The sequence below is a fragment of the Moraxella atlantae NBRC 14588 genome (genome assembly GCF_001591265.1).
GTDB classification, from domain to species: Bacteria; Pseudomonadota; Gammaproteobacteria; order Pseudomonadales; family Moraxellaceae; genus Faucicola; species Faucicola atlantae.
Genome location: NZ_BCUL01000021.1, coordinates 1 through 23,716, shown reverse-complemented (window position 1 = coordinate 23,716; position 23,716 = coordinate 1). Strand labels below are relative to the sequence as shown.

The following is a 23,716-nucleotide window of genomic DNA, read 5'->3' as shown; positions in this document are numbered from 1 at the left end:
CTTAAAGCCCTTTAAAAAAGCATTGGGATACTCACTACCCCGACCTTGGGCAAAGTCATACACCACCGCTTTGATTGGGCTGTGTTGTGGTGTTACATACGCCCACACATAGCCTTGCTTTAACTTGCCTTTAGCATCTTTCATGCCATAGCCATTTAATACTTTGACTGGGGTTTCATCGGCATGCACAATTGGCTGGGTTAGCATTATTTTATGCAAACGCTTGACTAAAAACCCAAGCTGTACGCCACAGCGTCCGACCCAATCGGCTAAGGTTGAATCGGATAAATACACCCCGCTACGCTGATAAATCAGGCTTTGGCGATACAGGGGCAAATGGTCAGCGTATTTACTGATAAGCACATGAGCCAGTAGCTCAGACGTGGCAATGCTTTTATCGATGATTTGGGCATCGGTTTTGGCTTGAACCAACCGCTCACGGTTACACGCAGCGTTACGACAGGTGTATTTGGGATAAACATGACGCTCACGGTAAAACTGCTTTGGTACAAAGCCAAGTTTGTCTTGAACATCTTGACCAATTTGCGTCATTTGACAGCCACATTCACAGGTGGTTGACGGTGGTTCGTGGATGATGGTGTGAATGTCGAGGTTATCAGGGATAACGATGCGTCTTTGTCGTTTGGGTTTGGTTGGCTTTTCTGATGATGTACCTAATTGGTTATCCGACTTTTCTTCAAGTTCTTGAGTAGTAAGCGTTTGAGCATCAATCGGCTTGTTAGCAACCAGTTTGGCTCGCTCGTCATCACTAAGATTGGCTAAGAAGTTGTCATGGGCTTGTTCAAGCGATGCCAGGTCTTCTAGGGCGGTTTCTTGGTTTAAGTGGGTTTGTTTGGGGGTTAAGCCTTCGCTTTTTTGCCCAAATAGACGATGAATAAGACGTTGCTGTTTGGCAATGGCGTCAATGAGTGCTTGGTTGATGCGAGCAAGTTCGGCTTCGTATTGCTGCCTTTGCGCATCGATTTGTTTGTCGTATTGTTGTTTGAGTTGCGCTGCTTGCTGTTGGTATCGTTGTTCTAGCTGTTGTTGCAACTGTTGGTATTGCCGACTTTGCTTTTTAATTTGTTGTTGCAGTTGCTGTGTTTCTTGTTGAAGCTGAGCGTTTTGGGCTAATAGCTCAGCGTAGCTTGGGGCAGTAGAGTCGGATGGTAGGTTTGCGGTCATGGCAGTAGTTTGCCATAACCGCCCTGCATTGTCAGCTAACGGGCGGTGATAGTTAAAATTTAGCGAGTTTATGATAAAGTCAGCTTAGGTCAGCGGCGTGAGTATGTCTTTGCTTAGGTTGTGCCAAGGCAGTCCGCTGACAAGGGCGTTGAATTGCTCGTGGCTGATGGTGAGTCCTGTGGTTGAGTCGGATGGGCTGTGATGTCGCATGAGGCGTTCGCCCAGTCCGTGAAATTTGCTATCATCCAGTGTTCGGGTGCATAGCCAAATGCCCAGTCCATCATGAATGAGTATTTTTAGCCGGGTGCCTGTTTTGTTGTAAAATAGGTAGGCACAGTGTGGGCGGATGCCTGGGTGGTGCTGTAGGATAAAGGCGAGTAACTTGTTGCTGCCACTTCGCATGTCCATGGGTGCGGTGGATAGCCATATTTGTTGGGAGTTGATAAGGGGGTTCATTGTAGCCCCCGTAGTAGTTCGAGTAGGCTGTGATTGTCGATTTGGTCGATGGTGAGTTTTATGGGCTTTGCGTTGTGGCTGTTATTGTGGGTGGGAATTTGTAGTTCTATACCTGTTAGGACTGATGATTCGGCTGTGATGAAATCGGTGATTTGCTCATGGTTTGGTTCTGGCTGTACACTGACAGGAATGAATGTTGGTGTGTTGCGGTAAGCGTCATTGTCAATAAGTGCGGGTAGTTGGTCGGTTTGGGCTTTTTTGGCTTTTTGTCCTTGTTTCCAGTTGTGTAATAGGTTCTGGTTGATGCCGTTGTCTCTGGCGATACTGGCAATAGACCGTCCTGAGCTTATCGCTTCTTGGACTAGAAATTCTTTGAATTCGTCACTGTAGGTCTTGCGCTTGGGTTTGTTGGTTGCCATGTTAATGTCCATTTACTGAAAATCATGAACATTATCTCGCTTTAGTTTACGGTGAAATAGGTGGGATGGTCGGGGGCTTACGATACAGTTCTCAAACTTTGCTTAGTAGAATCCGTCTGTTCAATATCGGCATTAAAAAAATCAAGCTAGCCTTATATAGTTTTTCTACTATCAGCAAAAGTGTGGCAAATTGCCACACTTTTTTTATGCAAAAATTATCGCTATTTATTGGGTAGTCATCTATACTATCGTACACGTTTTCAAATGATATCGTACACACAATGACAGCAAATAATACCAAAATTATCGCCATTGCCAATCACAAAGGCGGCTGTGGCAAAACCACCACTGTGGTCAATTTAGCAGCAGAACTAGCTAGACTCGGCTCTTCTGTGTTGGTTATTGATCTTGACCCACAAGCCAATGCTAGTCTGCATATTGGCAAAGATCACCCAAGTGAAGTCAGTGTAACCATCGCAGAATTGCTACTATCGGATACAGAAAAGCTGCCTTTAGCGATCCACGAGGACACTCATCTTGAAGGCGTGTCTTTGATATATGGTTCATTGGCATTGGGTTTGACTGAAGATAAACTCAAAGAAGATGCGCCCCGTCCATCTGAAGAACTGCGAGATAAAATCTCGCCACTTATTGAACTATATGACGTTATCTTAATCGATTGTCCGCCCAGCCTTAAACTATTAACCAGTAACGCCCTTGCTGCCGCTACCGATTTAATCATTCCGATTGAATCGGGCTCACAGTATGGTATGTACGGGGTGACCGATCTATTGCGTCATTTGCAAAAAATCCATCGTATCAATCCCAATCTCAACTTACTTGGTGCTTTGCTTATTCGTCACGATGACCGCCAAACAGTATGTAAGCTGATAGAAAGCTCTGCCAAAGAGCAAATCGGTAAACTCATTCCCATCAAAATCCCCACCAGTACCAAAATTAATCAAGCGGCAATGGCTCAGACCAGTATTCAAAAAATTGACCGTTCATCAAAAATCGCCCGTGAATTTCGCAAACTCGCGGTTTGGGTGGCTCAAGAATTTGGGCTAAAAACCGACAACAGCGATGTGGATATAGCAGAAATTGAAGGAGCAGACAATGAGTAAAGATATCAAGGCTTTATTGGCGCAAAAGCTTGCCGATAACAACGCCCGTCATGCCAATGCCCATCAATCGACCTATTTGGATATCGGCAATGAGTTAAAGTGTTTACCAATGAATAAAATCAAGCCCAATCCGTATCAGCCAAGAACGGTATTTGATGCGGCAGAAATTGCTAAGCTTGCCGAATCGATTAAAGAAATGGGACTACTACAACCCGTTACCGTTAGAGAAACTGATTTGGGCGATTATGAACTGATTGCAGGGGAACGCCGATATAAAGCATATGAGCATTTAGGCAAAAGCCATATTGATGCGATTATATCGCAAGCTGATGACAGTGAAATGGCGATTTTAGCATTGGCAGAAAATGCTAGCCGTGAAGACTTGTGCGATTATGAAATTGGTAAAGCATTACGCAATATCGAAAAACATTTTGCCAATAGATCCCGTTTAGCGGAAGCTGTTGGACTTGATCGTAAAGAGATGTACCGTTATTTGGCGTTTGATGATTTGCCAAAATCGTTTTTGGATAAAGTAGCTACCAATCCAAAATTATTGTCACGGTCGGCGGCCTATGATATCAAACAGACATTAAATCAATTCAAGTTTTCTGACCAACAAGCAGATTTGATTCTAAATCAAGTTTGGGAATTGCTAGCACTGGGCAAGCTGGATCAAGGTAAAATTGCAGAATTTATTCGGGCTCAATCTTTGAAAGAACGTGAATCCGAAATTTATACCCCCCCATTTGTACCATCTGATATCAAGCCGATTTTGTCAGACGGCAAAGCCATTGGCAAATTTCATCACAAAGGCAAAAAATATGTGGTAGAAATCGATGCAAAAGCATTGGATCCTGACCAACGCCAAGAAATTGAGCAATTTATTGAAAACTTGATGACAAAAAACTTGTCTGAATAATTCTGTGGCAAATTGCCACACTTTCAAAATAAGAGAAAGTTATCAATGTCTTTAACCGAACACACCAACGAACAGGACTACCAAGACTGGCTTAATCAGCTCAAAACGCAGATTCGCTCATCGCAACAACGAGCCATACTTGCAGTCAATCAAGAACTGGTGCTGTTATATTGGCAAATCGGGCAAGATATCCTACAACGTCAAAACCAACAAGGCTGGGGTGCCAAAGTCATCGACAGACTATCCAAAGACCTATCTGCTGAATTCCCAGAAATCAAAGGCTTTTCCACGCGCAACCTAAAATATATGCGTAAGTTTGCCGAAGCATGGCAAGATAAGCAAATAGTGCAGCAGGCTGTTGCACTATTACCTTGGGGTCATAATCTTGTGTTGTTGGATAAATTTTCTGACAATGAAACAAGACTGTGGTACGCCCAAAAAGCCATTGAACATGGTTGGTCACGCAATGTCTTAGTCCATCAAATAGAAAGTGGTTTGCTAGAACGCACAGGACAGGCGGTCAATAATTTTTCGCAAACATTGCAAAAGATACATTCAGATTTGGCGACCCAAACCTTCAAAGATCCTTATATTTTTGACTTTCTTAGCCTAGGCGAAACCTATCATGAGCGAGAATTAGAAACCGCTTTAACCGAGCATATTATGGCTTTTTTACTCGAGTTAGGGACAGGTTTTGCGTTTGTTGGCAAACAGCGGCATATTGAAGTTGGCGGTGATGACTTTTATATCGATTTGCTTTTCTATCATCTGCAACTTCGCTGTTATATTGTCATCGAATTGAAAACAGGCGATTTTAGACCTGAACATATCGGGCAACTCAATTTTTATGTGACTGCAATCGATAGACAGCTCAAAACCGAACATGATACACCAACGATAGGCTTATTACTTTGTAAAAGTCGTAACGAAGTCGTGGTTGAGTATGCGCTCAATCAAAACCCTCAGCCGATTGGCGTTGCAGTCTATCAATTAGAAAAAATGCTGAACGAGTTAGAATTAGACAATTGACTTCCTCCCCTCCCTAAAGTGAGGGGATTCCTACTGCTAGACGGTCAAGCCCGACCGCAAGAATGTTCTTACTGGCGTTAATATCTCTATCATGCCATGTGCCACACTTAGCACAAGTCTACTGCGAGCATAGCTCTTGTCTTGCGAACGGGCAAAGCAGTGCTTTGCTTATCCGTTCTCATCTCTTATTCGCAAACCTGCGCTACCTTTCGGACTGTTGCTGTCGATTTGACCGCAACACGAACAAGTCACGGCGGGCATAGCCCTTGTCTTGCGGACGGGCGAAGCAGTGCTTCGCTAGTGCCGTCCTCAGGTCGTGTATTTCTCATTTACGATTTCAAAACGGCAACCTGCGTGCTCGCACTTGTAGGTCAGTTGCCGTTTGAGTTCAAACCAACCTGCGTCATATACGCTTTTGGCTAGTTTGTCTTTTTTACAGCTAAATTGGGTGGTTTTAATATCACCGACCACGATTAAGGCATTGTTTTTAACTAGCCCTGTGGTGAATTTGTGGATAAGGTCTTGGCGTGTGTTCTTGATTTTGGCATGAATCGCTTTGACACGTTGTTTGTTTTTGGCACGTTGAGCAATGGCTAAGTCTTTAGCATATTTTAGCGTCTGTTTGATGGTGAGTTTGTCACCGTTTGAGGCGGTGGCACTGTCTTTTAAGCCTAAGTCTATGCCGACACTACCTGTTCCGCAGGGTGTTTTAGGGTATTCTTTGACGGTGATACAGGCATACCAGCGGTTACGGCTGTCTTGGACGATTTCGCAGGTGTTTATTTGATATAGGCTAAGATTGTAGCTATCCCATAGGTCGATGATGAGCTTTTGCCCTTTGGCTAAACTAAGCTGTAGGGTTGATTTTAAGCCTTTTTTACCCGTCTGATGAGTAGCCAGTAATTTGATTGCGGATTGCTTAAATGGAATCCAACCTAGGCTTTTACGCTTTGAGTTTGGGTTGTTGGTTCGCCATGACAATTTAGCCTTTTTGAATTGGCGTCGCGATTTAGCGTGGGTTTCATTAATGGCTTGTATGGTTTGAGAATGTAAGCCTAGCAATTCACCGCTACCTTTGGTGTATTCGTTTAGGTCATAGGCACTAAAGAATTTACCAGTACGTTGTAGGTATTTAAAACTCAAGTCATTCACATAGTTCCACACAAAATTGACCAAACCGCTTAGACGGTTAAGCTTTGCTGTGTGTTTGTCTTTTATGCGTAGCTTGAGGGTTTTCATAGGGTTAGTTTAACATATTTAATACGTTTCTGTGTGTAAGCATGGTTTCGGAGTTGCCTTATATCCACCGCCTAAAGTCGGTGGTTTTACGGCAATGGAGGATAAAGCAGTACTTTCCACCATTCGAGCCGCTAACGACAATAGCATTAAGAATGAATGGCAAGAAAAATCACCCATAAACCCACCATTAAACCTAATAAATTCTAAAGAAAATATTAAAAATACCGTTGGAAACAAAAAGGCAGGGGTCATTTGGCATACCCAAGGCTCGGGTAAATCGCTATCTATGGTGTTCTATACAGGCAAAATCGTTTTGGCAATGAATAATCCAACAGTTGTCATACTGACCGACCGTAACGACCTATAGTCAAAACCGAATTATACCAAGCAACTTTCAACACATTCCTTAAGCGTATCAAAATTGCTTAGCGTTAAACGAACCTTTTGCTTGATGACTGCCCACAACTGCTCAATTGGATTAAGTTCAGGTGAGTAAGGCGGTAAGTACATCAGTTCAATATTATAAAGTTCGGCAATTTGCTTTAAATCGCCACCATGATGAAATCTAGCATTATCCAACACCAATACACGTTTTGGATAATGCCCATTTTTATCCTTTGGCAAAGATTGTGCTAATGTGTGTAGCCAGTTTTCAACTATCACACGGTTACAACCACCTTCAAAGGTAATAGGCGCGATGAGTTTAAACTCATTTAATCGCATAGCTCCCATTAAGTTTAAGCGTTTACCCTTATTGGCATCGATTTTGGCATAACAAGGTTTGCCAATAGGCGACCAACTGTGGGTGTAGTATTGCCTTTGATAAAATCCTGTTTCATCCATAAATAGGATGTTGTCAGCGGTAATGCTCAAGGTTAATAGCAATAAACCTAGCATTAATTTAAACCCAATTTGCTTTAGTAAATCGGCTTGCTTAAAGAGCGGGGTCTTTTTTTAAAACTCCATTTGATTCGACGTAAGGTTTGTAAAAAGGCGTTATAGGAAATATCGATATCAGGATGGTCTTTTAAGTACTGTTCTCTAAGCTGTTTTGCGGTGTCGAATTGCTGAGCGTTAACGTAGTCCTCAAAGGCGATTAGGTCAGTGATAATGTGTTTTACGCCAACAGGTGCAAAGGGTTTTGGCTTGGTATTCCCTTGTTCTTGATAGAGCTTTATCCAGTCATTAAGGGTGTTGCGGTTGATTTCAAACAGCCTGGCTGTTTGGCTTTTGTTGCCTGTCTTTTGCCAGTGGTTGATGGCTCTGTCTCGTAAGTCTTGGTTGTATATTTTGGGCATGGTGGTATTGGTTTAAAATGCTTATTATATTACAGTTTTAACTATAGATGACCAGCTATTTGCCACATTCTCGGCATCTGTGCAGTTATTACGACAAACACCAAAACAAGCCGAAAATAGAGCAGAGCTTAAAGAACTACTCAAAGTCAATTCTGGTGGAGTCATCTTTACCACCATCCAAAAATTCCAGCCCGAAGACGGCAGTAACGTTTACGACACGCTATCAAACCGCCACCCAACAAGCACGCGCAAAATGCCCAAGGCAGAAGCTATCATCGGCAATCCCGACCGAATAAAAACCGTGGCTGCTGATATCGTCCAGCACTTTGAACAACGCCTGATTGCCAATGCCAACCAAGACAAAGGCATGATTGTCGCCATGTCTCGGCAGATAGCAGTAGATCTATACCAATACCAACAAATAATCGCCTTACGTCTTGATTGGCACAGTGACGACTTACGCGATGGCGTGATCAAGGTGATTATGACTTCATCCGCCGCTGATGGCGCAGCACTAGCTAAACACCACACTACCAAACAAGACCGCCAAATCTTAGCCAATCGTATGAAAGACAATGACGACAAGCTAAAACTAGTCATCGTACGGGACATGTGGCTCACAGGCTTCGATGCGCCCAGTATGCATACGCTATACATTGACAAGTCCATGAAAGGGCATAACTTGATGCAAGCGATTGCTTGTGTTAATCGAGTGTATAAAGACAAAGCAGGCGGTTTGGCTGTCGACTACTTAGGCATCGCAGCCGACCTCAAAGAAGCGTTAAGCTTTTATTCTGAGGCAGGGGGTCGAGGTGAACCCGTCTTAGTTCAAGACGAGGCCATTGCGTTAATGCAAGAAAAAATCCAAGTGCTTGATGGCATCATGCACGGCTATGATTACCACCGATACTTTACTGCCGATACCGCCCAAAAACTCAAAATTATCCTCGAATCTGAAGACTTCATCTTGGGAATCGACCAAGGGGAAAGAAAACCCCGTTTTATTCGCGCTGTGAGCTCGCTGAGTCAATCTTTTGCCTTGGCAGTACCTCACCTACTGCCGTGGAAAACGCAGCCCTTGTAGCGTATTTTTAAGCCGTTAAAGCACGTCTGGTAAAATTTGATAAAAACACATCCCATCCGAACCCCATTTCTAACACCGAGCTAGAAACACGAATAAAGCAAACCATTGATCAAGCCCTAGTGAGTGAACAGGTCGTGGATATTTTTGATGTGGCAGGAATCCAAAAACCAGATATTTCTATTTTATCGGATGAGTTTGTGGATGAAATGCGAGATTACGAACACAAAAACATAGCGCTTGAAACCCTAAAAAAATTACTCAATGACGAGATACGCATCAGAGAGCAACACAGCGTCACCCAAGGCAAAAAAACTCATGGAAATGCTCAATACCGCCATCAAGGGTTATCAAAACAAAATACTAACCGCTGCAGAAGTTATCGAAGAGCTTATCAAACTAGCAAAAGAAATCAAACAATTTGACCAATTAGCTGATGAGCTCAAACTTACTGACTATGAATACGCCTTTTACTCCGCGGTAGCAGAGAATGAAAGTGCCAAAGAGCTGATGGGTAAAGATAAACTTCGGGAACTGGCGATTGTACTAACGTCAACTATTCGTCATAACGTGACTGTTGATTGGATGATCAAAGAACCAGCTAGAGCTAGAATTCGTACAATCGTTAAAAGACTACTGAGAGGGTATGGCTATCCACCCGATATGGAGCTATTAGCCACAGAATTAGTATTAAACCAAGCTGAGATTATTGCAGAAGAACTGATTCAAGATGGACAAAATCTTTAAAACAAATAAATCCTTTTTTCTTTTTTATATTTTTTCTTTTTTATATTTTTTCTTTTTTATATTTTTTATCCTTTTTCTAAAATAGGCTATTTTCTATTTATTTTCAAATATTTACGATGTGGATAAATCTTCTATATGACGAAAGAAATAGGGTATATGACGAAAGAAATAGGGTGAAATGACGAAAGAAATAGGGTATATGACGAAAGAAATAGGGTGAAATGACGAAAGAAATAGGGTATTATGCGAAAAAATAAAAATATTTTCGTCATATCGAATAATATAGGAGGTAAGAATGTCGCAAAACCTTGATATTGCCGAAACGTTAAACTTATTATCAAGCATTGACCCACAAACTTTGCAGCTGTTACAAGAATTACAGAATCTGCAAAAAAAGCATGAGTTATTACCGTTAGAAAATGCCGCAATTGAACTAAAGTCAAGTCATGGTAAGGTAGATAGACTCTATGATGAAAGTTGGATTGTCCTACAAAACCGCCTGCTCAATGCCATTACTAATTTGAACTTAAATGAACGTCGATTGGTGATGTTTTTATCACCCATTGTACGAAAAGCAGTTGATAAAAATCCGCATCAGCGAAAATTCGTTATTAAGGTCAAAGACTTTATCGATGAATATAAAATTAGTAGCAATTCGTACTATCAAGAACTCAAAAAAATTGGTCGAGGTCTACAAGATAAATCGTTTGTATTTTGGGATTTTAATCATAACAGTAAAGAATCTTTAGAATCTGCAGTCAGCTGGATTGGAAAATCCACTTATAAACCAAAACTTGGTGAGATTGAAATTACACTGATGGATGATGTCGTGGAGATGTTAACTGTTTTTGATAAAGCTAATCCCTATACCAAATATCAAAGAGATATGATTGTAAGCCTAGGTTGTTATGGATTGTTAATGTTTGAACTAATTGCCAGCTGTATGTACCAACAGCATAAAAGAAAAGTTTATACGGTTGAATTTTTAAGAGAAAAATTTAACTGCACCCAAAACTACGAAAAAATCAGCGATTTTAAACTTTATGTGATTGATAAAGCGATTAAAGATGTCGAGGAGAACACGCCTTATCGTATTACCTATACCCAAAATAAATCAGGCAGAAAAGTTTCCGAATTGGTTTTTAGCTTCGAAGATACCAGTGACAAAAGTACTGCGGAAATTAGCGCAAACCAGTCTCATGGAGAGGCTATTTCCTTGGAAATGTCTACCCAACCCTCATGGCAAACTAAAGGCTTAACCGATGGTCAAATCAAAAAAATCGCCGTTTACCATAAAGAATTCATTGATGCCAACACAAATAAAATAAGCCCAAATGATCATCGAGATTATCGTGAAATTTTTGAAGATTGGAAAGCCAAGCTCAAAGACCCTAAGCAAGTTAATACATTTCATAAAATTCAGGAATTGCTAGAGCGTAAAAAAAATTAAGCCAACCATCATGTTAGCCTAAGCAAATAATTATTAGAAACCTTTGCACGAAACGCTTATCTGACCTAAACTTTTTGCCAAAGCAACCAAAAAGTCAGTGATATATGCTGAACAAAACGGACAAAATTTTGTCCGTTTTGTTCAGCATATATCAGGTCTTGACCCGTATGCGTATTTGGCGGATGTGCTGAGACGTCTACCAACACATCCTGATAGCCAGATTGATGCGCTGTTACCACATGTCTGGAAACCACCTCAATAGGGGTATGGTCGGGGGCTTACCATCAAGGTATGTATGTAGCATTTATCCATAAAAATAGCTCTAAAGCGTTCCTATGAGCATTTAGAGCTATATATTGTAGCTAGAATGAGTCAGTCAGTTAAAGACTACCACCTACACCTTTAAATTTTTCCACAAAATTGGCTATTTTTTGGAAAACAGTCTGTTTTTTAGTAAGGTATTCAGGGTTTAACGGACTCATTTTGGGTAAGATATCATTGAGTTCAGTACCATTCTCACTGGCATATTCACGTTTGAGTGATGTTAAGATGTAGCGTTTTGCTGAGTCTGCGTTAAGATTTTCATCATCAATGAGAGCTTGGGCTTCTTTTTGCTGTTCGGCTTGGGCAAATTTAAAAAATTCGTCGATGATGTTAGCTTTGTCTTTGATAATGCCTAAATTCGTCTGGTTAATGAAGTCCACGACTAAGCTTTCTTTAGCACGGTTGCCAATACTGGCTCGGATAACACGGCGGATTTCTTCCACCAATTCGGCTTTGCTTTTAACTTTTTTGTTGTGTTCAAAGATTAACTCAAGAATATAGTCCAGATTGATTTCCTGAGATTTGAGCAAATCGACTTCAAAGACCACATCATCCCAATCAATAGTAGCTTTATTCTGGTTATCAGCGTCTTTTTGCCGACGAATCCAATCTCGAATGTCGTTGTAACTGGAGCGGTAATCTTGAATAAGCCTTGCTGATGGTATTTCGATAGATTGCATGGTCTGAATATCATCATCGGTAAGATAGTAAGTTTGTTTAAACGTTTCAACAGCTTGGGCATCGTTTATATCTAGCGTTTGTAGGGCTTGCAGTCCTGCAAATTCGTCATAGTTTTGTAGGATATTATCAGCTCGTAGGTATTCACCGAATAGCTTGGCAAAGTCTTTTTTGTCTTTTTCGGTAACGATATTATCAGGGTCTGGAAAACGCTGTTGAAGCTCGGCGACTATGTCAAGGTAGCCACGGCAGGCTTCCCCCGTCGTTGCATCGGTATAGCCTTGCATATATTCGTCATAGCTTTTTTCGAGGACAACGTTTTTGGTGTTTTTATCGCCAAATAGGGTAATAGCGTCAATGGTCGCCTGCTCTAAGTCACGAAAGGTCACGATATTGCCAAACGTTTTGGTGGCATCGTAAATGCGATTGGTGCGAGAATAGGCTTGTATCAGCCCATGATAACGTAAGTTTTTATCGACAAATAACGTGTTTAGGGTCGGAGCATCAAACCCTGTTAAAAACATCCCGACCACGATTAACAAATCAATTTTTTCTGCTTCTGGTAATGGTCTATTGTCGCTATCCTTGCCCTTGACTCGTTTGGATAGGTCTTTATAGTAATTTTCAAAGGATTTGCTTTCGGTGCTATAGTTGGTTTTAAACTGGGCGTTATAGTCGCTGATGGCTAAATCAAGAAATTCTTTAGCAGTAGCATCCATCGCACTGGGTTCAAACGTTTCATCAACGATATCCCCCACTGCCGTTTGTTCTTCATTCGCTGTATAAGAAAAGATAGTAGCGACCTTTAAGGGACGTTCTAAGCCCCCTTCTAAGTCATTTTGGAGCTGTTTAAAGGCTTCGTAATACAACTTGGCACTATCGACACTGCTGACGGCAAACATGGCGTTAAAGCCCTTATTTGACGCATTTAGGCGATGGGTCTTTTGTTTGAAGTTGTTTAGGATATATTGGGCGATTTGTTTGATGCGTTCTGGGTGTTGCAAAGCCTGCTTATTTTCGGCAGCGGTGAGTTTTTCAAGGTCTTTTTCTTTTTCTATGGCTTTAAACTGTGGACGCACATCGTTGTAATCAACTTTGAATTTTAATACTTTTTCATCCCGAATGGCATCGGTAATCACATACGAGTGCAATTCACGCCCAAAAACGCTGGCGGTTGTTTCTGAGCCCAACGCATTTTCTGGAAAAATTGGCGTGCCTGTAAAGCCAAATTGATAAAATTTTTTGAATTTACGCTTTAGGTTTTTTTGGGCTTCACCAAACTGCGAACGATGACATTCATCAAAAATAAAAACCACCTGCTTATCATAAATCGGTAATTTATCTTCGCTTTTCATCAGGTTGTTAAGTTTTTGGATGGTAGTGACAACGATTTTATTATCATCGCTTGCTAAGTTTTCTTTTAGTTTGGCGGTGCTGGTCGAGCCGTTTACACTATCGGGACTAAAGCGTCGGTATTCTTTCATGGTTTGATAATCCAAATCTTTTCTATCAACCACAAAAAATACCTTGTCAATAAACGGCAATGCAGTGGCAAGCCGTGCCGCCTTAAAACTGGTCAATGTCTTGCCTGAGCCTGTGGTATGCCAGATATAGCCGCCACTTTCGACCTTGCTCCAGTTTTTGGCGTTGTATGAGCTGTTAATTTTCCATAAAATCCGCTCAGTGGCAGCAATCTGATAAGGTCGCATTATCAATAACGTATTACTGACATCAAAGACGCTGTAGTGCAAAAGCACATTGAGCAAGGTTTTTTTCTCAAAGAATGTGGCGGTAAAGTCCTTTAAATCCTTGATGAGCGTATTGTCCGACCTTGCCCAGTTCATGGTAAAGTCAAAGCTGTTTTTGTCCCGTTTGGTGGTATTGGCAAAATAGCGGGTATCCGTGCCGTTTGAGATGACAAAAATTTGTAGATATTTGTATAGGGATTCTTCTTTGTTAAAGCTTTCTTTGCTGTAGCGATGGACTTGGTTAAAGGCTTCACGAATCGCTACGCCCCGTTTTTTAAGTTCGATTTGTACCAATGGCAAGCCATTGACCAAGATGGTTACGTCATAGCGGTTGTGGTGTTTGCCTGTTTGGCTAAATTGTCCGATAACTTGTAGCGAATTGCGAGTAATGCTGTTTTTGTCGAGTAGGTAGATGTTTTGCAGGCGACCGTCATCAAAGGTGAAATCGTAGATATAGTCATCATGGATTTTGCGGGTTTTGTCGATGATGGTATCGCTTGGGCGGTCTAGGTAGTCGGTCAAAAAGCGTTGCCATTCGCTATCGCTAAAGGTGAGATTGTTGAGTTTTTGCAGTTGCTCACGGGCGTTGGCTAATAGTTTGGTGTGGTTGGTGATGTCTTTGCGGTAGTCATAGCCTTGGTTGATAAGGTCTTCAATCAGTTCCTTTTCTAGGTCGGCTTCGGTCTGATAGTTGCCTGTTTGCTCGATTTTGGTGTATTTGTCGAGTACGATGAAGTGATTGGTTTCGACGATGGGTTTGTAAGTTGTGGTCATAGTGGTATCTTTATAAATGGCTGATGGTATGTGTATGTATTTATATGTATACTAATTTAATTTCTAGGAAAATCAAGTAGTTGCTCACGGTAGTATTCGTATTGCTGTTGGCGTAGGGCGATTTCTTTGGGTAAGCCTTCGGTGATAGAGTGGGTTAGGGCTTCAAATTTATCCAAAATTTCAACGATTCTTTTTTGTTGCTCAAGGTGCGGTACTGGGATTGCTAAGGCTTTCAGTTGTCCTGCTGTAATTAGAGGCTGTCCCGCACCCTTTGAAAACTGATTTAAATTCATATTGGTTAAAAGATAATATAGATATCTTAGCGAAACATCTTTTTTATGTTGAATAATTAAGGTGTTATCCGAAACGTCATAGTAGCCCTTAGCGATATGAACAAAACCTGCATTAGCTCCAACACGAGCAATTAAAAGCTGTTCTCTATCATATACTTTCAGATTTGTTTTTCCAATAATTCCAGTAGAGCCAAAAATCGGATATAAGCCATCATCACTTCGTTCCTTGTTTTTACCCGATATAATTTTATCGCAAACTTCACCCAAACTTTTCCAAATTATTTGATGATTTTGCTTGACATTATTCGCTAGTCGTTCGCATAATGCTGTCTGTTGCTGTCTGTTGCTGTCTGTTGCTGTCTGTTTCTATACTCACGTCTGAAAACGATAGCAATTTATCACGATAATATTGATATTGTTTCTCGCGCATATTAAGCTCGGCTGTAAGCTCGGCTGTAAGGGCTGTAAATGCGTCCAAAATTCGGACAATCTCGGCTTGAACGTCTAGCGGCGGAATTGGAACTTGGATTTTTTTAAATCTTTCCTTAGAGATATTGAAACGAGTAACGCCACTTGCTGTGCGTGCAATTTGTGTACGCATTACGTCGCCACGAAATAAAAATTTAGTGAACTCTGGCATTAATTCAACATCATCATTAAATCTTAAACCAAATGAAAAACTGTTTAAATAAATTTTTTCAATTGGATTTTCTATAACAACTGATGAAATTCCCGCTTCCGCTTGAGTTTCTGATGAACCTGTAAATAAAATATCACCATGTTTTATGAAATGTTGTTTTTCATTGTCATTAACTTTTACAGTACCAAGATTTTCTAAATCCACCGCCAAATTTGCAAAAATATTTTTATAACTTACATATTTGGCGTTACCGTTTTCAAAATCAGCTTTATTTTTTCCAGTCAAACCACCGTATAAAACCGAAACATCCCCAAGCGTTTGCCACTCAACATTTTGCCCTTTTAACAACTTATCCAAAATCGCACTCACGCCCCTGCCTCCGCCATCATTCGATCAATATCCGCAAAGGCATTTTCCAATCGCTCAATATGGTATAACTCATACATATCCACGATAAACTGCGTAATCCCTAAAGATTCCCACATTGCCAACACCTTTTGAGCCGACACCTGCCGATACTCCGCATAACGCTCTAACAAATAAATAAAAAATGCGTATTCCTTGCTCATACCTCATCCGCCCGTAAATACAGTGAATTGCGTGGATTGCCTGTCACTTGCTCACTTTCCCACATATCAAAAATAATCAAAGGGCTTACCTTATATAGCTCAAGCTCTGGGTCTTGTAACATCGCATAAGTTTGCGAGCTAATAAACGCCTTAATCGCCTGCAACTCATCAAAACCGTATTTTTCAACGATATGTTGCACCACATGACGGTCAAAAAAATCTAACGTTCGGGCTGATACAGCGTTCATACGATTTTGCTCCCTTGATAAGTCAAATAGCCTAAGCTAACTTCACTACAAAACGCATATTGGTCGGTCAAATTCTGTGGCAATAAACGCCGAACCGCTTCTTCTTGGGTATATCTGCCGTCCATATAATCATCAATCACAGGTAACGTGGCATCATTGGCAACAGGTCCAACCACGATATCATAGTCAAAAACTTTTAACGCTTTGCGATTATTAACGACAAATTCTAACCAATCGGCATTGGCATCTTTAAACTGCAACACGTTTAAGGCGATAGAAAGCTCATCATCGAAACTATAAATATTGACAATAGGTTGCCCCGCTTGCCGTCTTTTAAATATCAGTCTTGCCCAGCGTTCCGCTTGAGCATAGCTACTGGTCAAATAAAATCCACAACCGAAATCTAAGGCTCGTAAATTGGGTAAAATCTTTGGCATATCGACAGCGACATTACTACCGTGATAAAGCGTAATCATGCCTCAATCTCCGCCACAATCACATCAATCTCTTTGCGTAACCTATCAATATTGGCAACCGTCTGAGCAAGCTCGGCATTCAACGCTTGAATATCAATCACCTCACGGGTGTCTTCGGCTTCCACATAGCTACTAACCGCTAAATTGTAGTCATTTTCGGCAATCTGACGGTTTTCAACCGACTTGGCAAAATGCGGAATATCCGCTTTACTGGCGAAAACATCGATAATCTGGGCAATGTGTTCATCGGTCAGCGTGTTGGTATTGGTTTCTTTTTTAAACAGCTTACTGGCGTCAATAAACTGGGTTTTAGGCTCGGTCTTATGCTTGGATAAAACCAAAATATTCACCGCAATCGATGTACCAAAAAACAAATTGGGAGCAAGTGAAATCACCGTTTCGACAAAATTGTTATCGACCAGATATTGACGGATTTTCTGTTCAGCCCCACCACGGTAAAAAATACCAGGGAAGGACACAATTGCCGCCCGTCCTTTACTCGATAAATATGCCAAGGCGTGCAGAATAAAGGCAAAATCTGCCTTTGACTTAGGAGCCAGTACACCAGTAGGCGCAAAACGCTCGTCGTTAATTAGCGTTGGGTCATCGCTACCCACCCATTTGACCGAATAGGGGGGATTCGACACAATGGCATCAAACGGCTTATCATCGCCAAAATGGGGCTCAAGCAAGGTATCGCCCAGCATGATATTGAACTTATCGTAATTGATATTATGCAAAAACATATTCATGCGAGCTAGATTGTAAGTTGTATGATTAATTTCTTGCCCAAAAAACCCTTCTTCGATGATATGCTCATCAAATTGCTTTTTGGCTTGCAATAATAGCGACCCCGAACCCGCCGCAGGGTCATAAATCTTATTCACGGTTGTCTGCCCATGCAACGCCAGTTGGGCAATCAATTTAGAAACGTGTTGTGGGGTAAAAAATTCACCGCCTGATTTACCTGCATTGGCGGCATAATTAGAAATCAAAAACTCGTACGCATCACCAAACAAATCAATATGATTGTCTTCAAAGTTGCCAAAATCTAAATCTTCCACGCCTTTTAACACAGCAGCAAGGCGTTTATTTTTATCGGCGACGGTATTGCCCAAACGGCTACTGGTGGTATCAAAATCACCAAATAACCCTTTAATGTCGGGTTCGGAAGGGTAGCCTAGAGCAGACGCTTCAATCGCTGAAAAAATATTGGCTAAATCGGTATTTAAACTGTCATTGGTGTTAGCATTTTTCGCCACATTGCTAAAAAGCTGACTGGGATAGATAAAATAGCCTTTGGTCTTAATCGCATCATCTTTGATACTGGCTAAAATAGGACTGTCATCAGGGAATGTGGTGTAATTGACGCTATCGTCACCCCCTTCGATATAACTAGCAAAATTCTCACTGATAAAGCGATAGAATAACGCCCCTAACACATACTGCTTAAAATCCCAACCATCGATAGAACCGCGCACATCATTAGCAATTTGCCAAATACGACGTTGCAGCTCTGCACGTTGCAAAATAGCGGTCATAATATATCCTAAAAATAAACATTAACTTGATGGCTGACTTTCAGCGACAGGCTTCTCGAAAATAAACACATCTTTGGGCTCGCAATCCAAATAAATGCACAACTTATCTAACGTCTCAAAATCAATCCGAGAGGATTCATTATTAAAAAGCCGATAAAGCGTTGTCCGATTTACACCCGAATCACGTTCTGCATCTGCAACACGGAGCCCACGTTGGGCAAAAAGCACAGGTAAATTCAACTTAATCATAGAAAAACCAAATAAATGACAAAAAATGCTTGACTTAGTTTTCTTTATGTTTTAATTTTTTCCCCGTAGAGAAAACAAAATTAAATCAAAAGAAAATTATATTTTCTTTATATTTCCTATTATCGCATAGGAATGAATAATTTACCAAAAAATATCCCACAAGGAGCACAAAAATGCACCCAAACCCCGTCATCCAACAACTCTATGACCAGCTTGACCAAAGAAAAAACCGCCAACAGCAAATTAATAAGCTTACAAGCTAACTAATCAAAGAACAGCGGATACAACCAGGTAACAACCTTTACCTGTTTCTAGAACTCATCAAACGCTGCAACAATACCCAAGCCATTCAAACATGGATTTCAGAAGTACTAGACGAAATAGACGTAAACGACGACCAAGAAAAATACCAACAGCTTGAACATAAATTTCTAAAACTTATGCCAGAAATAGCATAGAACAAGTCCCCTTAACAATCGCCAAAATCACAAGCCTAACCTAAAAAAGGACAATCATATGGACTACAAATACCTGGCAAAAAATCACATCGGTGAACAACAAACCATCATTGTGCGTGACTACTTTGAAACCCCACTAGAAACTCACGGCAATCATTTAGATCACCTCACACATATCTGTCAGTATTACAACATCAGTGCACCGTTACTAAGGATAATGGTCAGCCACTTCAAAATCTATGACACCCAAACCCGCTGTAGAGAGTGCAACATCATGCGACAAATCTATGAGCCAACTTACCAATATCAACAACAACACTTTAACTGGATATGCGATGACTGCCATCAATTTATTCAACAGCAATTCAATCGCAGTTTTTCATTGGCGCAATATTATAATGAAGACGATGACTGTCCCTTCTAAAAAATCATACACCCAACTAAAAATCTAAAAAAATAAAGCGACATAGAATAGACCCTGTCGCTTTTTACATATTGTATTCTCTCGTAACAACTACATCCATTAAACTATCTTAATCTTTAGGATCGCCATTCATCACATCATTTTGTAAAAAACCACTAACCCACTCTTTATCCTTTTCATTTAAATTCTCATCGCTAAGCATCAGATATAAAAAATCATTCAGTGAAATGGTGGCTTTTTGATTGGGTAATTTTTTTAACGACTCGATTGTGACAAGTCCAAAGCGTTTATAACGATTTTCGATGATTTCTTTTTTCTCACTTTCGTGATTTTTTAAGACTTGTTTAGCTTGTTTCTTTTTCTCCCGAATACGAATTTTAGACTGTTCAAATTCTAACAATAACTTTAATTTTTTAACATCTGCATCAGACAATACAGATTTTTGAGTCAGTGTCAACATTAACAGTTGCTCATCCGCTAATCTTTTAGACTTAGCAACCTTAGCCTCAAATTCCCTAACCAATCTCTCCAATAAATCATTTTCTGATTTAGTTAATTCGTTTTTCATAATAAACTCATATAGTTACTACATGATACCATTATAAAAGTATTCAGTAAAAAGTCAAAGAAAAACCACTTGCAAACGTAAACAATGCTCGTATAATCAAATAGACAATATTGAAGCAAAAAATTTTTCAGCAGCCAGCAATGACAGCGTTACCATTTTCGCAAGCTCAATGATAACACTGTCGCTAGCAAAAGTGGGAATCCTTCCCCCTCTTGACACCCCCTTAAATCACTTCCTTTTAAAATTTATCCTGCCGTCAATTTTAAACATGAAGCGATAACACCCCAGTAATGATAACGTTGTAAGGCATTTAGGCTTGATGCAATTTCATACCAGTACGATACTGGCGAGTATCGCCCATAATTTAAAAACCGCTCTTGAGTTAAAAATTCGAGGGCTGATTTAACCCATTATAGGGTTAGCACGTCTGTTGTTTGGAAAATCCTGACAATAGACGATAATTTGTAGTGTTTTAACCGCCTTTTTGTACGTTATCTGACTTTTTGTTTGCTTTGGCAAAAAGTTTAGGTCAGATAAGCGTTTCGTGCAAAGGTTTCTTATATTTTGTGAGCATATCTACTTTCGTTTCTAAACTGCTGCTAAATTATAACCGTTATTCAATATCCAAAGACTTCACAGGCACAAGCCGATACAAGGTTTGCGGATGAATGCCAATAATCTTTGCCACATCAGGGTAAGTACGACCTTCCGACAACTCCCGTCTTGCCAAATCAATTTTATCTTGGCTCACTCTCGGTTTACCACCGACCTTGCCCCGTTTACGAGCGGCAGCCAGTCCCGCTTTCACCCGCTCTTGAATCAATTCACGCTCCATCTGCCCCAATGCCCCTAGAATATTAAAATATAGGCGACCTGCGGGCGTACTGGTATCAATATTTTCGGTAATGCTAATCAGCTCAGCCCCTTTTTCCTTAATCTGCTCACTAATTTTAATTAAGTCGGGTAAGGAACGGCATAGTCTGTCCAACTTCCAAACCACTAAACTATCACCTTGACGTAAATAGCCCAACGCCTCTTGTAATCCTTGGCGTTGCTTAACGCTACTAACCTTGTCAGTAAAAATCTTATCGCAATCAAACTTATTTAATGCATCAAGTTGCAGTGATAAATCTTGCTCTTTGGTTGATACTCGGGCATAGCCGACTTTTTGCGTGGTCATAAAACTAATCTCATAAGGTTGTTTAACGCTGACTATTGAAATAATTGATTCACTTTTAAGGAGAAAAATTGATTATTTACCGCATAATATGCGGAGAATATACGATATAATGACCGCATCCTAAATTTAGCGTTTTGAGCATGACAGATACCGATAAAAAATACATTCACCAATACGATAATTGGACGGATTGGCAATTTGACCAAACGACATTATTACCCCTAGTTGCCGATGTGCGACTACTGCAAGGCAAGCTACTGGGAAAAATGCACAGCTTAGGCTTTGATTTGCCACTTGAAGCCCAGCTTGATGCCATGGTTCTCGAAGTGATTAAAACCTCCGAAATCGAAGGCGAAATACTCAACAATGACCAAGTTCGTTCATCAGTCGCTCGGCATTTGGGCATTGAGCATCTTTATCAAAATCTTGCTCCCCCTACTCGAGAAATCGATGCCATTGTTGAAATGATGTTAAAAGCCAGTTTTCACTTTAATGAACCACTCACCCTCGATGAACTATTCGCTTGGCATCGAGCCTTATTTCCCACAGGCTATAGTGGCTTATACGCCATTCGAGCAGGGCAACTGCGAGATGATAGGGACGGTGCAATGCAAGTGGTATCGGGTGGTTATGGTAAAACCAAAGTGCATTTTGAAGCCCCCAGTGCTGATAGACTTCCCTTTGAATTGACTCAGTTTCTTAATTGGTATAACATCGACCAAGCTAATCTTGATTTAACCATCAAAGCAGGCATTGCCCACTTATGGTTTGTCACCTTACACCCGTTTGATGATGGCAATGGCAGAATCACTCGTGCCATTACTGAACGACTACTTGCTAAAAGCGATAACAGTCCCCAGCGTTTTTACAGTATGTCGGCTCAAATTCTCAATCAACGAGCCGATTATTATCACATCTTAGAATCTACCCAAAAAGGCTTTACGCCACTCACCGATTGGCTGGTTTGGTTTTTAACCACCTTAAGCCAAGCCCTTGAACAAGCCCTAGTTCGTAGCGAACGCATTGTGGCAAAAGCCCAATTTTGGTACGAACATCAAAACAGCCAACTTAATGAACGCCAAGTACTCATGCTTAACAAACTGTGGACAGACTTTTATGGCAAACTCACCACCAAAAAGTGGGCAACCATCACCAAAACATCGCCCGATACCGCGCTGCGAGATATCAATGACTTAATCGATAAAGGCATTCTTAAAAAATCACAGGCTTCAGGACGCAGTCAAAATTATGAATTGGTTGTTCCTGAGAACTAGCTCGCATACAAGTCACTAAAATCTTTAGTTTAATTTACGATGACATCGTAAATTAAACTAAATTTCTGCTATATGCCAATTTTGCAAAGAAATAAAAACCATTCATGCAAATTCTAACTAAAAGACCATCGGCAAAATTTTTAGCGATAAATTTATAGACAAAAAACCATAAATTGTTAAAACCAATCTAAAACTTAAAATCAATTCAAAAAACTAAATTATAAAAAATTTTATGAATTATATAGGATTTAATAACTTAAATTTATAAATTCAAGTTATTGTTTAAGGGTTTTTGATGAAATCAATAATAGACGATATTATTAAATAAAAATAGGGTAAAAACAAGCAAAATTCAGCTTTTGGAATCTTTAATTAATAACATATGTTTTTGTTTAAGGACTGAGAATAATTTTTATAACTATTTTTTATACGAATATATAAAATAAATAATTTATATTGTATTTTGAAAACAACTAAAATTGCGCATATTTTAAAATTAAGCTTGCTAAAAAAAACTTATATAAAATAATTTTCACAATTATTTATAATAACTAAATAAATGTCTATTATACAGTTTTTTATATTTATTTATAAATCATGATAAGTTTTAATAATCATTAAACTTCTAATAAAAATTTGTCGGTATTTATTTATGCATCATCTAATTATAGCCTATTGTTCAAAGTAGATAGGGGATAGAGAATTTTTAATGAGGGTTAAATAGGAAGATAGTTGTTTGTTTTGTAAGCCCCCGACCATCCCACCTATTTCACCGTAAACTAAAGCGAGATAATGTTCATGATTTTCAGTAAATGGACATTAACATGGCAACCAACAAACCCAAGCGCAAGACCTACAGTGACGAATTCAAAGAATTTCTAGTCCAAGAAGCGATAAGCTCAGGACGGTCTATTGCCAGTATCGCCAGAGACAACGGCATCAACCAGAACCTATTACACAACTGGAAACGTGAACACAAAGGAAAACAATCCCAAACTGATCAACTACCCGCACGCATCGACAACAACGCCACCAGCAACCACTCAACATTCATCCCTATCAACGTAACGTCAGAACCAAACCATGAGCAAATCACCGATTTCATCACAGCCGAATCATCAGTCCTAACAGGTATAGAACTACAAATCCCCACCCACAATAACAGCCACAACGCAAAGCCCATAAAACTCACCATCGACCAAATCGACAAATATAGCCTCATCGAACTACTGTGGGGGCTACAATGAATCAACTTATCAACCCCCAACAAACCTGGCTATCCACCACTCCCATGGACATGCGGTGTGGCAGTAACAAATTACTCA

21 protein-coding genes and 6 pseudogenes are annotated in these 23,716 nt (G+C 40.3%); 11 read left to right on the top strand and 16 right to left on the bottom strand.

Features of this window, described 5'->3' with window-relative positions:
- The 3 genes from tnpC to MA2_RS09155 all read right to left on the bottom strand — a co-directional run.
- The coding region (gene tnpC, locus MA2_RS09165) for an IS66 family transposase (protein ID WP_156470943.1) at positions 1-1,185 on the bottom strand (1,185 nt) is incomplete at its 3' end.
- Between the two features lie 84 nt (positions 1,186-1,269).
- Positions 1,270-1,641, bottom strand: a complete 372-nt coding sequence (tnpB, locus tag MA2_RS09160; protein WP_067059120.1) for an IS66 family insertion sequence element accessory protein TnpB — start codon at positions 1,639-1,641, stop codon at positions 1,270-1,272.
- On the bottom strand, positions 1,638-2,060 hold the full coding sequence (locus MA2_RS09155; RefSeq protein ID WP_079352072.1) for a transposase: 423 nt from the start codon (positions 2,058-2,060) through the stop codon (positions 1,638-1,640). The genes tnpB and MA2_RS09155 overlap by 4 nt, the downstream gene beginning before the upstream one ends.
- A 281-nt stretch (positions 2,061-2,341) precedes the next feature.
- On the opposite strand from MA2_RS09155, the gene MA2_RS09145 reads away from it, so the two are divergent.
- Genes MA2_RS09145 through MA2_RS09135 form a run of 3 tightly spaced genes read left to right on the top strand, consistent with a single transcriptional unit; the run spans position 2,342 to position 5,132 of the window.
- Positions 2,342-3,184 (top strand): ParA family protein, encoded by an 843-nt coding sequence (locus MA2_RS09145; protein ID WP_067059114.1) that lies wholly within the window; start codon positions 2,342-2,344, stop codon positions 3,182-3,184.
- Positions 3,177-4,103: a ParB/RepB/Spo0J family partition protein gene (locus MA2_RS09140; RefSeq protein WP_067059112.1), complete on the top strand. Its 927-nt coding sequence runs from the start codon at positions 3,177-3,179 to the stop codon at positions 4,101-4,103. The genes MA2_RS09145 and MA2_RS09140 overlap by 8 nt, the downstream gene beginning before the upstream one ends.
- A 45-nt stretch (positions 4,104-4,148) precedes the next feature.
- On the top strand, positions 4,149-5,132 hold the full coding sequence (locus tag MA2_RS09135) for a PDDEXK nuclease domain-containing protein (protein WP_067059110.1): 984 nt from the start codon (positions 4,149-4,151) through the stop codon (positions 5,130-5,132).
- Positions 5,133-5,145: 13 nt separating this feature from the next.
- Here MA2_RS09135 and MA2_RS09130 read toward each other — a convergent pair.
- Positions 5,146-6,371: pseudogene (locus MA2_RS09130) on the bottom strand (RNA-guided endonuclease InsQ/TnpB family protein).
- Positions 6,372-6,591: 220 nt separating this feature from the next.
- Between MA2_RS09130 and MA2_RS11565 the strand changes: the two are divergent.
- A pseudogene (locus tag MA2_RS11565) lies at positions 6,592-6,735 on the top strand (DEAD/DEAH box helicase family protein); the annotation flags it as partial.
- Positions 6,736-6,749: 14 nt separating this feature from the next.
- Here MA2_RS11565 and MA2_RS09120 read toward each other — a convergent pair.
- Positions 6,750-7,268, bottom strand: a complete 519-nt coding sequence (locus tag MA2_RS09120) for an IS630 family transposase (RefSeq protein WP_067059106.1) — start codon at positions 7,266-7,268, stop codon at positions 6,750-6,752.
- Positions 7,269-7,288: 20 nt separating this feature from the next.
- Entirely contained in the window at positions 7,289-7,669 is a 381-nt protein-coding gene (locus MA2_RS09115) for a helix-turn-helix domain-containing protein (RefSeq protein WP_067059104.1), read from the bottom strand.
- A 43-nt stretch (positions 7,670-7,712) separates the two neighbouring features.
- Between MA2_RS09115 and MA2_RS11515 the strand changes: the two are divergent.
- The 3 genes and pseudogenes from MA2_RS11515 to MA2_RS10935 all read left to right on the top strand — a co-directional run.
- Positions 7,713-9,497: pseudogene (locus MA2_RS11515) on the top strand (type I restriction enzyme endonuclease domain-containing protein); the annotation flags it as partial.
- A 295-nt stretch (positions 9,498-9,792) separates the two neighbouring features.
- Positions 9,793-10,947 (top strand): replication initiation protein, encoded by a 1,155-nt coding sequence (locus tag MA2_RS09100; RefSeq protein ID WP_067059098.1) that lies wholly within the window; start codon positions 9,793-9,795, stop codon positions 10,945-10,947.
- 151 nt (positions 10,948-11,098) lie between these two features.
- Positions 11,099-11,209, top strand: a pseudogene (locus tag MA2_RS10935) (transposase domain-containing protein); the annotation flags it as partial.
- A gap of 118 nt (positions 11,210-11,327) precedes the next feature.
- On the opposite strand, the gene MA2_RS09095 reads toward MA2_RS10935, so the two are convergent.
- From MA2_RS09095 to MA2_RS09060, 8 genes and pseudogenes are all read right to left on the bottom strand, one after another.
- Positions 11,328-14,471: a type I restriction endonuclease subunit R gene (locus tag MA2_RS09095; RefSeq protein ID WP_067059096.1), complete on the bottom strand. Its 3,144-nt coding sequence runs from the start codon at positions 14,469-14,471 to the stop codon at positions 11,328-11,330.
- A gap of 56 nt (positions 14,472-14,527) precedes the next feature.
- Positions 14,528-15,031: a restriction endonuclease subunit S gene (locus tag MA2_RS11240; RefSeq protein WP_067059094.1), complete on the bottom strand. Its 504-nt coding sequence runs from the start codon at positions 15,029-15,031 to the stop codon at positions 14,528-14,530.
- Positions 15,032-15,142: 111 nt separating this feature from the next.
- Positions 15,143-15,773: pseudogene (locus MA2_RS11235) on the bottom strand (restriction endonuclease subunit S); the annotation flags it as partial.
- Positions 15,770-15,973 carry a DUF3791 domain-containing protein gene (locus tag MA2_RS09080; RefSeq protein ID WP_062335110.1) on the bottom strand — a complete coding sequence of 68 codons (204 nt, stop codon included), beginning with the start codon at positions 15,971-15,973 and terminating at the stop codon, positions 15,770-15,772. The gene MA2_RS09080 and the pseudogene MA2_RS11235, both read right to left, overlap by 4 nt.
- Entirely contained in the window at positions 15,970-16,221 is a 252-nt protein-coding gene (locus tag MA2_RS09075) for a hypothetical protein (RefSeq protein WP_067059092.1), read from the bottom strand. The genes MA2_RS09080 and MA2_RS09075 overlap by 4 nt, the downstream gene beginning before the upstream one ends.
- Positions 16,218-16,697, bottom strand: coding sequence for a DUF3990 domain-containing protein (locus tag MA2_RS09070; protein WP_211269858.1), 480 nt, complete (start codon positions 16,695-16,697; stop codon positions 16,218-16,220). Before MA2_RS09070 ends, MA2_RS09075 begins: the two co-directional genes overlap by 4 nt.
- On the bottom strand, positions 16,694-18,238 hold the full coding sequence (locus MA2_RS09065; protein ID WP_067059091.1) for a type I restriction-modification system subunit M: 1,545 nt from the start codon (positions 18,236-18,238) through the stop codon (positions 16,694-16,696). Before MA2_RS09065 ends, MA2_RS09070 begins: the two co-directional genes overlap by 4 nt.
- Before the next feature lie 21 nt (positions 18,239-18,259).
- Positions 18,260-18,487, bottom strand: coding sequence for a helix-turn-helix domain-containing protein (locus MA2_RS09060; RefSeq protein ID WP_062335103.1), 228 nt, complete (start codon positions 18,485-18,487; stop codon positions 18,260-18,262).
- Between the two features lie 516 nt (positions 18,488-19,003).
- Here MA2_RS09060 and MA2_RS11150 point away from each other — a divergent pair.
- Positions 19,004-19,369: a hypothetical protein gene (locus tag MA2_RS11150; protein WP_115254126.1), complete on the top strand. Its 366-nt coding sequence runs from the start codon at positions 19,004-19,006 to the stop codon at positions 19,367-19,369.
- 109 nt (positions 19,370-19,478) lie between these two features.
- Here MA2_RS11150 and MA2_RS09055 read toward each other — a convergent pair whose 3' ends face one another.
- Positions 19,479-19,937, bottom strand: a complete 459-nt coding sequence (locus MA2_RS09055) for a hypothetical protein (RefSeq protein WP_067059090.1) — start codon at positions 19,935-19,937, stop codon at positions 19,479-19,481.
- A 304-nt stretch (positions 19,938-20,241) separates the two neighbouring features.
- Here MA2_RS09055 and MA2_RS11620 point away from each other — a divergent pair.
- Positions 20,242-20,343: pseudogene (locus MA2_RS11620) on the top strand (IS5/IS1182 family transposase); the annotation flags it as partial.
- Positions 20,344-20,550: 207 nt separating this feature from the next.
- On the opposite strand, the gene MA2_RS09050 reads toward MA2_RS11620, so the two are convergent.
- Entirely contained in the window at positions 20,551-21,117 is a 567-nt protein-coding gene (locus MA2_RS09050) for a recombinase family protein (RefSeq protein ID WP_067059089.1), read from the bottom strand.
- A gap of 140 nt (positions 21,118-21,257) precedes the next feature.
- Between MA2_RS09050 and MA2_RS09045 the strand changes: the two genes are divergently transcribed.
- Positions 21,258-22,391, top strand: a complete 1,134-nt coding sequence (locus MA2_RS09045; protein ID WP_067059087.1) for a Fic family protein — start codon at positions 21,258-21,260, stop codon at positions 22,389-22,391.
- Positions 22,392-23,215: 824 nt separating this feature from the next.
- The gene (locus MA2_RS09040) at positions 23,216-23,638 is read left to right on the top strand and encodes a transposase (RefSeq protein ID WP_079352091.1); all 423 of its coding nucleotides are present in this window, start codon (positions 23,216-23,218) and stop codon (positions 23,636-23,638) included.
- Positions 23,639-23,716: the final 78 nt, after the last annotated feature.

Coding starts and splice junctions, on each gene's coding strand:
- MA2_RS11150 (WP_115254126.1), top strand. CDS start 19,004: ATGGACTACAAATACCTGGCAAAAAATCACATCGGTGAACAACAAACC.
- MA2_RS09140 (WP_067059112.1), top strand. CDS start 3,177: ATGAGTAAAGATATCAAGGCTTTATTGGCGCAAAAGCTTGCCGATAAC.
- MA2_RS09075 (WP_067059092.1), bottom strand. CDS start 16,221: ATGAACGCTGTATCAGCCCGAACGTTAGATTTTTTTGACCGTCATGTG.
- MA2_RS09060 (WP_062335103.1), bottom strand. CDS start 18,487: ATGATTAAGTTGAATTTACCTGTGCTTTTTGCCCAACGTGGGCTCCGT.
- MA2_RS09055 (WP_067059090.1), bottom strand. CDS start 19,937: ATGAAAAACGAATTAACTAAATCAGAAAATGATTTATTGGAGAGATTG.
- MA2_RS09155 (WP_079352072.1), bottom strand. CDS start 2,060: ATGGCAACCAACAAACCCAAGCGCAAGACCTACAGTGACGAATTCAAA.
- MA2_RS09080 (WP_062335110.1), bottom strand. CDS start 15,973: ATGAGCAAGGAATACGCATTTTTTATTTATTTGTTAGAGCGTTATGCG.
- MA2_RS09065 (WP_067059091.1), bottom strand. CDS start 18,238: ATGACCGCTATTTTGCAACGTGCAGAGCTGCAACGTCGTATTTGGCAA.
- MA2_RS09135 (WP_067059110.1), top strand. CDS start 4,149: ATGTCTTTAACCGAACACACCAACGAACAGGACTACCAAGACTGGCTT.
- MA2_RS09040 (WP_079352091.1), top strand. CDS start 23,216: ATGGCAACCAACAAACCCAAGCGCAAGACCTACAGTGACGAATTCAAA.
- MA2_RS09050 (WP_067059089.1), bottom strand. CDS start 21,117: ATGACCACGCAAAAAGTCGGCTATGCCCGAGTATCAACCAAAGAGCAA.
- MA2_RS09115 (WP_067059104.1), bottom strand. CDS start 7,669: ATGCCCAAAATATACAACCAAGACTTACGAGACAGAGCCATCAACCAC.
- MA2_RS09145 (WP_067059114.1), top strand. CDS start 2,342: ATGACAGCAAATAATACCAAAATTATCGCCATTGCCAATCACAAAGGC.
- MA2_RS09100 (WP_067059098.1), top strand. CDS start 9,793: ATGTCGCAAAACCTTGATATTGCCGAAACGTTAAACTTATTATCAAGC.
- MA2_RS09120 (WP_067059106.1), bottom strand. CDS start 7,268: ATGCTAGGTTTATTGCTATTAACCTTGAGCATTACCGCTGACAACATC.
- MA2_RS09045 (WP_067059087.1), top strand. CDS start 21,258: ATGACAGATACCGATAAAAAATACATTCACCAATACGATAATTGGACG.
- MA2_RS09070 (WP_211269858.1), bottom strand. CDS start 16,697: ATGATTACGCTTTATCACGGTAGTAATGTCGCTGTCGATATGCCAAAG.
- MA2_RS09095 (WP_067059096.1), bottom strand. CDS start 14,471: ATGACCACAACTTACAAACCCATCGTCGAAACCAATCACTTCATCGTA.
- tnpB (WP_067059120.1), bottom strand. CDS start 1,641: ATGAACCCCCTTATCAACTCCCAACAAATATGGCTATCCACCGCACCC.